The sequence below is a fragment of the Microbulbifer mixtoriginis (SeqCode) genome (assembly GCF_052466765.1).
Genome location: NZ_CP174289.1, coordinates 3,946,600 through 3,959,083, shown reverse-complemented (window position 1 = coordinate 3,959,083; position 12,484 = coordinate 3,946,600). Strand labels below are relative to the sequence as shown.

Annotated in this window: 10 protein-coding genes; 8 read left to right on the top strand and 2 right to left on the bottom strand. The window is 55.2% G+C overall.

All coding sequences use genetic code 11. From position 1 onward, the window contains the following. Positions 1 to 87 precede the first annotated feature (87 nt). Positions 88 to 951: a translation elongation factor Ts gene (gene tsf, locus ACJJIV_RS17245; RefSeq protein ID WP_252082668.1), complete on the bottom strand. Its 864-nt coding sequence runs from the start codon at positions 949 to 951 to the stop codon at positions 88 to 90. Positions 952 to 1,064: 113 nt separating this feature from the next. After that, complete coding sequence (gene rpsB, locus ACJJIV_RS17240; RefSeq protein WP_252082670.1) at positions 1,065 to 1,811, bottom strand: 30S ribosomal protein S2; 747 nt, start codon at positions 1,809 to 1,811, stop codon at positions 1,065 to 1,067. Positions 1,812 to 2,098: 287 nt separating this feature from the next. Between rpsB and map the strand changes: the two genes are divergently transcribed. The 8 genes from map to ACJJIV_RS17200 all read left to right on the top strand — a co-directional run bounded on the left by map (position 2,099) and on the right by ACJJIV_RS17200 (position 12,403). Then, the gene (map, locus tag ACJJIV_RS17235) at positions 2,099 to 2,869 is read left to right on the top strand and encodes a type I methionyl aminopeptidase (RefSeq protein WP_252082672.1); all 771 of its coding nucleotides are present in this window, start codon (positions 2,099 to 2,101) and stop codon (positions 2,867 to 2,869) included. 79 nt (positions 2,870 to 2,948) lie between these two features. Continuing rightward, on the top strand, positions 2,949 to 5,654 hold the full coding sequence (locus ACJJIV_RS17230) for a [protein-PII] uridylyltransferase (protein WP_444889736.1): 2,706 nt from the start codon (positions 2,949 to 2,951) through the stop codon (positions 5,652 to 5,654). Positions 5,655 to 5,684: 30 nt separating this feature from the next. After that, complete coding sequence (dapC, locus tag ACJJIV_RS17225; RefSeq protein ID WP_444889735.1) at positions 5,685 to 6,863, top strand: succinyldiaminopimelate transaminase; 1,179 nt, start codon at positions 5,685 to 5,687, stop codon at positions 6,861 to 6,863. A gap of 57 nt (positions 6,864 to 6,920) precedes the next feature. Continuing rightward, positions 6,921 to 7,589: an endonuclease III gene (gene nth, locus ACJJIV_RS17220; RefSeq protein WP_252082677.1), complete on the top strand. Its 669-nt coding sequence runs from the start codon at positions 6,921 to 6,923 to the stop codon at positions 7,587 to 7,589. Positions 7,590 to 7,591: 2 nt separating this feature from the next. After that, positions 7,592 to 7,945, top strand: a complete 354-nt coding sequence (locus ACJJIV_RS17215) for an ArsC family reductase (protein WP_444886831.1) — start codon at positions 7,592 to 7,594, stop codon at positions 7,943 to 7,945. Between the two features lie 9 nt (positions 7,946 to 7,954). After that, complete coding sequence (dapD, locus tag ACJJIV_RS17210) at positions 7,955 to 8,986, top strand: 2,3,4,5-tetrahydropyridine-2,6-dicarboxylate N-succinyltransferase (protein WP_444886832.1); 1,032 nt, start codon at positions 7,955 to 7,957, stop codon at positions 8,984 to 8,986. A 90-nt stretch (positions 8,987 to 9,076) separates the two neighbouring features. Then, a complete protein-coding gene (gene dapE / locus ACJJIV_RS17205) occupies positions 9,077 to 10,210 on the top strand; it encodes a succinyl-diaminopimelate desuccinylase (RefSeq protein WP_444889734.1) in 1,134 nt (377 codons plus the stop codon). 138 nt (positions 10,211 to 10,348) lie between these two features. Next, entirely contained in the window at positions 10,349 to 12,403 is a 2,055-nt protein-coding gene (locus ACJJIV_RS17200; protein ID WP_444889733.1) for an alpha/beta hydrolase family protein, read from the top strand. Positions 12,404 to 12,484 lie beyond the last annotated feature (81 nt).

Here is a 12,484-nt window from a genome sequence, read left to right as displayed (position 1 = left end):
CACAGAGGGGTGCCCCGCTGTAAGCACATAGGCTCCAGCGAAGGCACCCCACCGCGAGTGAGCGCACAGGGCACCCACTATTATCAATTAAGAAGAGGACTTAACCTGTGCAGCTACTTCTGCAGCGAAGTCCACCTCTTCTTTCTCGATACCTTCGCCCACTTCAAAACGAACGAAAGAAGTTACGTCAGCGCCGGCTTCTTTAACCAGCTTGCCAATACTCACGTCAGGATTCTTAACGAAAGGCTGCTCTACCAAGCTGTTCTCCTTCAGGAACTTCTTGATACGGCCCCCCATCATTTTCTCAACGATCTCAGCGGGTTTGCCTTCCATATCCGGCTGCGCCTTGATGATGTCCTTCTCTTTTTCCAGAACATCAGCAGGCATATCTTCAGGCTTATTCACCTGGGGGTTTACCGCGGTTACGTGCATAGCAACGTCTTTCGCCAGCTCAACCTCACCAGCGCTCAGAGCTACCAGGGCGGCGATACGATTATTGGAGTGTACGTAGGCACCTACAACCGGAGCCTCAACCAGCTGGATTCGACGCACACCGATGTTCTCACCGATTTTCTGAACCAGTGCTTCGCGAGCAGTTTCCAGATCACCTTCCATCAGGGCGGCTACGTCCTGCTGACGCTCAGCAAATGCCTTATCGACCACCTTGGCAACAAAAGCCTGGAAGTTTTCATCGCGGGCAACGAAGTCAGTCTCAGAGTTCACTTCAACCAACACACCGTAGCTGCCGTCCTCGGCTACTTTTGCAGCGACAACGCCGTCTGCAGCGGTACGGCCAGCTTTTTTAGCAGCCTTCAGGCCGGAGGCTTTGCGCAAGTCTTCGATCGCTTTCTCGATATCGCCATCCGCTGCGGTAAGTGCTTTCTTACACTCCATCATCGGCAGGCCAGTACGCTCGCGCAGTTCTTTTACCATTGACGCGGTAATCGCCATGATTTTTTCCTCGGGGTTCTGTCACTAAAAATTAGAAAAAAGGGGCCGTAATTCGGGCCCCTTTTTAAGTTCGCAATGTAACGCTACTCCGTTACACTACTTAGCCCTGCAAATTACTCTGCAGCAGCTTCGTCATCGCTAGCTTCGACGTACTCGTCTTTGTTCACCGCGCTGCCAGCTTCCGCTGCACCGGCGAGCACCGCGTCAGCTGCAACAGTGGTGTACAGCTTGATTGCACGGATAGCGTCGTCGTTACCGGGAATTACATAGTCAACACCAGCGGGATCGCTATTGGTATCGACAACACCGATTACCGGAATACCAAGCTTGTTAGCTTCCTGGATGGCGATGCGCTCGTGCTCAACGTCGATTACGAAAATCGCGTCGGGCAGGCCGCCCATGTCTTTGATACCACCGATGGAGCGGTCAAGCTTTTCCATCATACGGGTGCGCATCAGAGCTTCTTTTTTGGTCAGCTTTTCGAAAGTGCCATCTTGAGACTGGGCTTCCAGCTCACGGAAACGCTTGATAGACGCGCGGATGGTTTTGTAGTTGGTGAGCATACCGCCCAGCCAGCGATTGCTGACGAAGGGCTGGCCACAGCGCTCAGCCTGCTCTTTGATAGATTTCTGTGCAGCACGCTTGGTGCCAACGAACAGAATCTTTTTCTTTTGAGCAGCCATCCCCTTGATCACCTGCAGGGCTTCGTTGAAGGCCGGTACAGTGTGCTCCAGGTTGATGATGTGAATCTTGTTGCGGGCACCAAAGATGAATTGACCCATCTTCGGGTTCCAGTAGCGGGTCTGGTGGCCAAAGTGAACACCAGCCTGCAGCATATCGCGCATGCTTACTTGCGGCATAATAAACCTCTATATATACGGGTTAGTCCTCCACACATCCCATGCGTCAACCCCTATCGAGGCACCCAGACTCATGTGTCGATGCGTGTGCGGCATTTTCACCCCGGAAGCATTCCGGAGCGGCGCGCTTTATACCACAATCGCACAGCTGAGTGAAGGACGCGGACAAATATGGTGCGAATGAGTGCGCCGATTCGCTCGCTGAATGGTGTCAAGCCCTGACGCTATGCCCCACCACCGGCAATCCGCTACAATGCCCGCCTTCACAGATAGACTTAAGGACACGCATGACCTCAGCCATAAAGACGCCGGAACAAATTGCCAAAATGCGCACCGCGGGCCGCCTCGCCGCAGAGGTCCTGGAAATGATTGGCGAATATGTGGTCCCTGGTGTCACAACGGAAGAACTGGACCGCCGCTGCCACGACCATATTGTCAATGTGCAGAAAGCCATTCCCGCCTGCCTCGGCTATCGAGGCTTCCCAAAGTCCATTTGCACCTCGGTCAATGAAGTGGTCTGCCACGGAATACCCTCTGAAAGCAAAGTGCTCAAAAAGGGCGACATCATTAATATTGACGTCACCGTGATCAAGGATGGATGGTACGGCGACACCAGCAAGATGTTCTTCGTCGGCAAGCCCGCTGCACACGCCGAGCGACTGGTGCGCGTAACCCAAGAATGCATGTACAAGGCTATTGAGATAGTGCGCCCGGGTACCAGCCTCGGTGATATTGGCCATGTGATCCAGCAGCATGCCGAAAAGAATTACTACTCCGTCGTACGCGACTTCTGCGGTCACGGTATCGGCGATGTCTTCCACGAAGAACCTCAGATATTGCACTACGGCCAGCCCGGAACAGGCGAAGTTTTGCAAGAGGGCATGACCTTCACTATTGAGCCGATGATCAATGCCGGCAAAGCCGCAACCCGCGTTCTCGGCGACGGCTGGACGGCAGTCACCAAGGACCGCCGCCTATCGGCTCAGTGGGAGCACACCATGGTGGTCACCAGCAACGGGGTTGAGGTACTGACCGCACGCGGTGAGGAAAAGTTTTAATCGCAAACTCTCCCCGCTCCAATTAAAGATGCACAGTCCCGCTGCCGCGCGGCGGGACACTGCCAAACGGACTTCAGTCATGCAGCCGGCCAATATCCCTTACTTCGAGCGCCCCCTGTTCTTCTTCGATCAAACCCGCTTTCGCCGGGACTTGGCTTCCCGTGAAAAACCGCCCTTGCAAGTATTTAAAGATGCGATTGGCGCTGCCGAGCACCAGATGGCTGAACGTTTTCGCGAGGGTGAAGATGTGGCCACCCTCGTGCATGAGCGCGCCTTATTCATCGACTGCCTGTTGCACTACGCCTGGCATCAGTACAGCTGGAGACCGGGCGCCAGCTTGCTGGCCGTCGGAGGCTATGGGCGCGGGGAGCTGCACCCCCATTCCGATATCGACCTGCTGATCCTCACCGAAGAACGGGCCGATGATGAAACAGTCGACAACATAGAGCGCCTCATTACTTTCCTCTGGGATTTGGGCTTGGAGATCGGTCACTCAGTGCGCAACGTAAAAGAGTGCCTGGCGCTGGCCGCCGAGGACATCACCGTCATCACCAATCTCACCGAGTCCCGTACTGTGGTGGGTGATAGCAAACCCGGCGAACGGCTTGCGGCCGGGATGGAGGGCGGCAAGCTTTGGTCCACCGAGGACTTCTTCAAAGCCAAGTTGGCGGAACAGGATGAGCGCCACAACCGCCAGCAGGCAGCGGAATATATTCTCGAGCCCAATATCAAAAACGCACCCGGCGGGCTGCGCGATATCCAGACTATCTCTTGGGTAGCGAAGTACTTTTTTCGCGTACGCACGCTCAGACAACTGCAGGGCAAGGCCTTTTTCACTGAGGAAGAATTCGCCATCCTGCAGTCCGGCGAAAGCTTCCTTTGGCGTGTGCGCTACGGCCTTCACCTGCTTGCCGGACGCGCCGAGGAGCGACTGCTTTTCGACTACCAGAGGGAGCTAGCCAAACAATTTGGCTATGAAGACAGCGACACCCAACTGGCAGTTGAGCAATTTATGCACAACTACTATCGCATCGTAATGGCCCTACGCGAGCTTAACGATGTATTACTCCAGTATTTGGGCGAGGTGATCCAACAAGGGGGTGAACAGGCTATCACCCCCATCAATGAGCGCTTCCAACTGCGCGGCGGCGCGATTGAAGCCGTCTATCCGCAGGTGTTTAATCAGCACCCCTCTGCGCTATTGGAAATCTTTGTGTTGATGGCCAGGCACCCGCAGATTACCCGGGTGCGTGCCTCAACTATCCGCCTGATCCGGGAACACCGCCACTTGATCGATGAGCGCTTTCGCGCGGACTCCGCCAACAGCGAGCTGTTTATGGAACTGCTGCGTTCTGCGCGCGGACTCTCCACACAGCTGTCGCGCATGACCCGCTACGGTATTCTCGGGCGCTACCTGCCAGAATTCGGCCGCGTTACCGGGCAAATGCAGCACGATCTCTTCCATATCTACACTGTGGACGCTCACACCTTGCAGGTGGTGCGCAATATGCGCAGTTTTCGCGGCCCCGAAGCACGCGAGAAATTCCCGATCGCCGCGGAGATCCTCGAGCGGTTGCGCCAGCCCGAGCTGCTGTATATTGCCGGTCTCTACCACGATATCGCCAAGGGTCGCGGCGGCGACCACTCGAAGTTGGGCGTGGTGGACGCCGCCGAATTCTGCCAGCGCCACCAACTGCCGGCACGCGACCGCCGCCTGGTGTGCTGGCTGGTGGAAAAGCATCTATTGATGAGCCAGGTATCCCAAAAACAGGACATCAGCGACCCGGAGGTGGTGCATGCCTTCGCCCGCGAGGTGGGCGACCGCGAACACCTGGATTACCTCTACGCCCTCACAGTAGCCGATATCAACGCCACCAACCCAGAGCTTTGGAACAGCTGGCGCGCCAGCCTGATGCGCCAACTCTACCAGGCCACCCAACACGCCCTGCGCCGCGGTTTGGAGAATCCCGTCGATCGGGAGGAAATCATCGAAGAGACCCGCAGCCTGGCACTGGAAAAGCTGAGCGCCCTCGGTCTGCCAGAGGCCTCCATAGAAAATATCTGGGCGCAAATGGGCGAGGACTACTTTGTGCGCGAGAGCGCCGACAACATCGTTTGGCACACCGCGGCCATCCATGAGCTGCACAGCAACAGCCCGCTGCTGCCGAGCGACACCCTGGTACTAACGCGCAACTCGGGCCCCGGTGAGCACGATGGCGCCACCCAGGTTTTCGTCTATACCCCCGACCGCGCCAATGTGTTCGCCGCCGCAGTCACCGGACTCGATATGCTCAACCTGAACGTGCACGACGCGCGCCTTTACAGCTCGGCCTCAGGTTACACCCTAGACACTTTTTATGTGCTGGACGAATCTGGACAACCCCTGCTCGACGAACCCCAGCGCCTGCAGCAAATTCGCGAAACCCTACAAGAGGAGCTGGAACTGGTGGAGGATTACTCCAAGGTGATCCAACGGCGCACCCCGAGGCGCCTAAAGATGTTTTCGCTGGAGAGCCGCGCGCACCTATCCACAGAACCGGGAGATCAGTACAGCACGCTGGAAATCACCAGTGCTGATAGACCGGGCCTGCTGGCCCTGATTGCACGCACCTTTGTCACACACGATCTGCGCCTGCACAATGCCAAGATCTCCACTCTTGGGGAGCGCGTGGAGGATATTTTCCATATCACCGACGCCGAGGGGCGCGCGCTCTGCAATGCCGAGACCAACCACGCTCTGGAGCAGGCCATTTGCCGGGAGCTGGATGACCACACAGCGCCGTAATATCACCAATGACGAGCGGATAAGAACGCCATGAATCCAAACCTGGACAAGCTGCAGCCCTACCCTTTTTCCAAGTTACAGGCACTGAAAGCGGGCCTGCAGCCGGCGAACAAACCCCATATCGCCCTCTCCATCGGCGAACCGAAACACGAGCCGCCCAAATTCGTACAGAGAGCGCTAGTCGCGCACCTGGATAAGATCTCCGCCTACCCGCTCACCATAGGCCTTGAACCCCTGCGCCAGGCAATTGCCGACTGGCTATGCGCCCGTTTCCAACTCAAACAGGTGAGTGCCGATTCCCAGGTGCTGCCAGTAAACGGCACCCGCGAAGCGTTATTCGCCTTCGCACAGGCCACGGTCACGCCGGGCAGTAAAGTACTGATGCCCAACCCCTTCTACCAGATTTACGAGGGGGCGGCCCTGCTCGCCGGCGCCGAGCCGCACTTTATCAACTGCCTCGCTGACAATAGTTTTAAACCAGACTTCGGCTCGGTGTCCGAATCGGTGTGGCAGCGGTGTGAACTGCTCTACCTGTGCTCACCGGGCAATCCCACAGGAGCCCTGCTAGGGATCGACGATTTGCAATCACTCATCAAGCTTGCAGACCGCTTCAACTTCACCATCGCCTCGGATGAGTGCTACTCGGAACTCTATTTCGACGAGAGCGCGCCGCCGGCCGGGCTGCTGCAAGCCTGCGAGCAAATGGGCCGCAGCAACTATCACCGCTGCGTGGTTTTTCACAGCCTGTCGAAGCGCTCCAATTTGGCCGGGCTGCGCTCCGGGTTTGTCGCCGGCGACGCTCAGCTGCTGGAGAAATTCCTGCTCTATCGCACCTACCACGGCTGCGCAATGCCGCTGCCCAACCAATACGCCTCTATTGACGCCTGGCAGGATGAAGAGCACGTACGCGAAAATCGCGCACTCTACCGACAAAAGTTCGACGCGGTGCTCGATATTCTCGACGGCTGCTTAGAAGTACAAAAACCGCAGGCCAGCTTTTACCTGTGGCCGCGAGTCGGCAGCGGGGAGGAGTTCGCCAGAGAGCTATACCGCCAGCAAAATATCACGGTTTTGCCGGGCTCTTTCCTCGCCCGCAATAGCGAGGGAGTAAATCCAGGCAGCGAGTATGTACGCATGGCCCTGGTGGCCACATTGGAAGAATGCATAGAGGCTGCAGAGCGCATCAAGGAATTTTGCCGGCAAACCTGACAGGCGAACTAATCCAACAGACACCGTAACCCAGGAGCCCCCCAGGCACAGACGAGAATGGCAGTAAAAAATTTACTCAAGCAAGAGCGCGTGGATTTTATTCTACAGCGCCTGGAAGAACTCTATCCGCAGACCCCGATTCCGCTCGATCACAAAGACTCCTACACCTTGTTGGTCGCCGTACTACTCTCGGCGCAGTGTACCGATGAGCGCGTAAACCAGATCACCCCCGCCCTCTGGCAGTTGGCCGACAACCCGGAGGATATGGCTCTAGTACCCGTGGAGGATATTCAAGCGGTTATCCGCCCCTGCGGTTTATCACCGCAAAAATCCAAAGCCATCAGCAAGCTGTCACAAATTCTCGTCAACGAATACCACAGTAAAGTGCCGGAAAATATGGCCGCCCTGGAAACCCTGCCCGGCGTCGGTCACAAGACCGCAAGTGTGGTAATGTCCCAGGCATTTGGCCACCCGGCCTTCCCTGTGGACACCCATATTCACCGCCTGGCGCAGCGCTGGGGACTCACCAGCGGTAAAAATGTCACCCAGACCGAGAAAGATCTAAAAAGGCTATTCCCCAGAGAAAAGTGGAATAAATTGCACCTGCAGATTATTTTTTATGGCCGCGAGTACTGCTCGGCACGCGGCTGCGACGGCACAGTCTGCGAAATCTGCACCACCTGCTATCCCAACCGCAAAAACCCCAAGAAAACCAAAAAGGCGTAACTGTGATTACTCTGTACGGCATTAAAAACTGCGACACCGTAAAAAAAGCCCGCAAATGGCTGGAAAAGAATGGGGTCGACTATCAATTTCACGATTTCCGTGAAGACGGCATGGACAATGTGCCCCTAAAAGCCTGGCTGAATAAATTTGGCTGGCAGGAAGTACTGAATCGCCGCTCCACCAGTTGGCGCGCCCTGAGCGAAGCGCAGAAAAACACAATGGACAACACCAGCGCTTTGACCCTGGCCATCGAGACCCCCACCCTGATCAAGCGCCCAGTGACCACCTCAGGCGGCACTACCCACTTCGGTTTTAAAGAGCAAGAGTTCGCCGCACTTACCGGCCAAGCCAACTAGGAGAAAAATATGAGCGATATCTACAGCATTGGATTCGGCGTTGGTACCTGTAATAGCAAGGGCGACTGGCTGGAAGTCTTCTATCCAAAACCGCTGTTGAAACCCAGTGCAGAAATAGCCAAAGCGGTAACCGAGACCCTACATATCGAAAGCGGCAACCACAGCCTGCCTCTCGACGCGACCCTGCTGCACAGCCTCACTGAAAAACTGCACAGCGCCGGGGCGGGCGAACAGGCGGAGATCCTACAGCAGTTCGCCAACAGCCACCGACCTCTGGTAGTGGCCGTACTTTCCAGCGACGAGGCGCCACAGACAGTACCTGAAGCCTATTTAAAATTACATTTGCTTTCCCACCGGCTGGTGAAACCCCACGAAACGAATCTCGAAGGTATCTTCGGCAAACTGGTCAATGTGGCCTGGACCAATCAGGGCGCGATCGACCTGGAAGAACTGCCACAGCGCCAACTGGAAGCGCGCCTGAACGGAGAGCACTTGGAAGTTGCCTGTGTCGACAAATTTCCCAAGATGACCAACTACGTGGTGCCCACGGGCGTGCGTATCGCCCACACCGCGCGTGTGCGTCTCGGCGCCTATCTCGGTGAGGGCACCACGATCATGCACGAGGGCTTCGTCAACTTTAACGCGGGCACCGAGGGACCAGGCATGATCGAAGGCCGCATCTCGGCCGGCGTTTTTGTCGGTGCTGGCTCCGATCTGGGTGGCAGCAGCTCCACCATGGGTACTCTCTCCGGCGGCGGAAACATAGTGATTTCCGTGGGCGACAACTGCCTGCTGGGTGCCAACGCCGGTATCGGCATCCCCCTGGGGGATCGCTGCACCGTGGAAGCGGGTTTATATATCACCGCTGGGACCAAAGTGGCCCTACTGGACGACAGCGGCAAACTGGTCGAATACATCAAAGCACGCGAATTGGCCGGAAAATCCGACCTGCTGTTCCGCAGAAATTCCACCAATGGCGCCGTTGAATGTTTAACGAATAAGAGTGCCATTGAGTTGAATGCAGCTCTGCACAGCAATTAAAACCTGACCCTGCGGGGCCCCGGCCCCGCCCGCTCTCCATCTGCATAAATTCCGATAACAACGCACCTGATCAACTAAAAGGATTATTCCGTGACCCCCACACTGCAACTGGCCTTTGACCTTATCCGCCGTCGCTCCGTAACCCCCGAGGACGCAGGCTGTATGGATCAGATGATTGAGCGGTTGGAAAAAATTGGGTTCAAGGTGACAAAGTTGCGCCGTGGCGATACCGATAATTTTTGGGCGGTGCGCAACGGGCAAAGCATAGGCCCTCTACTTGCCTTTGCCGGTCACACCGATGTCGTGCCGAGCGGGCCGGAGGAAAACTGGAGCAGCCTACCCTTCGAACCCGAAATCCGCGATGGCTTTCTGTATGGTCGCGGCGCGGCCGATATGAAGGGTTCACTGGCAGCAATGGTGGTGGCCTGCGAGGAGTTTATCCACCAACACTCTGATCACAGAGGTCGCATCGCCTTTTTGATCACCAGCGACGAAGAGGGGCCGGCAATCAACGGCACAGTCAAAGTCGTTGAGTGGCTTGAGGAGCAGGGAGAAAAAATAGACTGCTGTATTGTCGGTGAGCCCTCCAGCAGCGAGCGCGTCGGCGATATTATCAAGAATGGAAGACGCGGCTCCCTGGGCCTTGAATTAAAAGTCTTCGGTGTGCAGGGACATGTGGCCTATCCACATCTGGCGGAAAACCCAATTCACAATTTGGCCCCAGCTCTCGCTGAATTGGCCGCAGAAGAGTGGGATCAGGGCAACCAATTTTTCCCAGCCACCAGCTTCCAAGTTTCCAACATTAACGGAGGTACAGGAGCAACCAATGTGATTCCCGGTGAGGTGGATCTGCTCTGTAACTGGCGCTTTTCTACAGAATCCACCGCCGAAGAACTGAAGACCCGTGCCCGAGCAATCCTGGATAAGTACAACTTAAAATATGAAGCGAACTTTAATTTGTCCGGGCACCCCTTCCTCACTGCCGAGGGTCCACTGGTCCACGCTGTAGAGCAAGCGATTCAAAAAATCACAGGAAAGGAAACAGAATTATCGACTGCCGGGGGCACTTCCGATGGCCGCTTTATCGCTCCAACAGGAGCGCAGGTAGTGGAACTTGGGCCGGTCAATGCCACTATTCACAAAGTCGATGAGAGAGTCAAAGCCGACGATTTGGATATACTTAAGGAAATCTATCGGGAAGTACTTAGGGAGCTTCTAACCTGAGCTTACTGCCCCAGACAATAATTATTTATTAATTGCACGGACTATCCCACTAAATACACGGATCGGCTTATTCGCCTGCTAACCAACTGCCTCTGCGGTATGCTCCTTCCGATAACAAAATGGAGGAGCCCGCAGATAATGAACAGACTATTGAAAATAGCCGCGGCGATATTAATCGCCAGCCCTGCCCTCGCTGAAGAGCAACCCACTAACTTCAGCTATGAGGATGTATTCAATCTCGAGTATGCCAGCGACCCTCAGTTCAGTAACGACGGAAAGAGTATTTACTACGTCCGCAACTCCATGAACAAAATGGCGGACAACAAGCGGGCAAACCTGTGGCGCATCAGTGCCGACGGCAAGGACCACCGTCCACTGACCTCAGGAAATTACTCTGATTATTCGCCGCGCCTATCCCCGGACGGTAAAACAATCGCCTTTATCAGTTCCCGCAGTGGCAGCCCCCAGATACACTTATTGTGGCTCGATAACGGCCAAAATCTGCAGATCTCCCACCTGCCAAAATCCCCTTCAAATATTCAGTGGTCACGAGACGGCAAACAAATTGCCTTCACCATGTTTGTGCCAGAAAGTAGACCGCTCCCGGTTGAACTACCCGGCACACCCGAGGGCGCCGAGTGGGCAAAACCACCCCAGTTTATCGACCGCAGTATTTATCGTGCGGACGGTATGGGTTATCTCAAGCAGGGACATACCCAGGTATTTGTCATCCCCCGTGAGGGCGGCACCCCGCGTCAGCTTACCAGCGGTGAGTTCGATCACAGCAGTAGTCTCGCCTGGAGCAAAAACAACGACGCCATTTATTTTTCTGCAAATCGTCACCCCGATCACGAGATCGAATTGATGAACTCTGAAATTTATAGAGTAAATCTCAAGGATGGCAACATCGAGCAGATCACCGAAAGATTCGGGCCCGATCACCATCCGCAGATTTCCCCCGATGGTAAAAAGCTTGCCTACCTGGGATTTGAGGATCAACGGCTCGGGTACCAACAACACAGCCTGCGCATCATCGATCTCGACAGCGGCAAGTCCCGCAAAGTCCAAACCGCTAAAGACCGCAGCATCTCCAGCTTCGACTGGCTCGGCGACAGTAAACGTATCGCTTACAGCTACGACGATCAGGGCTCCACAAAAATTGCCATTAAAAAAATTGGTGGCAGTGACACTGTAGTCGCCAGTGATGCTGGCGGTCTATCGCTGGGGCGGCCCTACTCGGGCACTCACTTTGCCACATCCAAACGCGGAGCTATTGCTTACACGCAAACTAATCCGCAACATCCGGCAGAGCTGGCTTTGGCCAACAATGGCAAAGTAAAATCGCTGACCAGCCTCAATAACGATGTAATGCCGCTGCGCAATATGGCCCGCGTGGAGGAGATCAATTACAAGTCCAGTTTTGATGGCCGTGATATACAGGGCTGGGTCGCCTACCCGCCCAATTTCGACCCGAAGAAAAAATATCCCCTGCTGTTGGAAATTCACGGCGGGCCCTTCTCTAACTATGGCCCCCGGTTTGCCGCCGAGGTGCAACTTTTTGCCGCCGCCGGCTATGTAGTTCTCTACACAAACCCACGGGGCTCCACCAGCTACGGGCATGAATTTGCCAACCTGATTCATCACAATTACCCGAGCCAGGATTACGACGATTTAATAGCCGGCGTCGATGCAGTAATCGACCAAGGTTATATCGATGAGGGGCAATTATTCGTTACCGGCGGCAGCGGCGGCGGCACCCTAACGGCCTGGATTATAGGCAAAACTGACCGATTCCGCGCAGCAGTAGTTGCCAAACCGGTAATCAACTGGGAGAGCTTCGTTTTAACTGCAGATTACTCCAGGTTCTTTACCAAATACTGGTTCTCAGGCATGCCCTGGGAAAAGCCGGAGGAATATCGTCGCCGCTCACCGCTGACTTATGTGGGCAATGTCACTACGCCAACCATGCTGCTTACCGGAGAGGAGGACTACCGCACACCGATGTCCGAAACAGAGCAGTTTTACCAGGCACTGAAGTTGAACGATGTGGAAGCTGCAATGGTACGAATTCCAGGCGCCTCTCATAGTATTGCCGCAAGACCCAGCCAGATGATTGCGAAAGTGGCTTCTATTTTGTACTGGTTTGATCAGCATAAGTCGGATAGAGAGGCTGAAGACTTAGTAAGTAAATAATTTATCTTTACTGACTTTTTAATTAATGGGCGCCTTCACTAGGCGTCCACACTATTTTATTCATTTCCCTTGTCATTCATA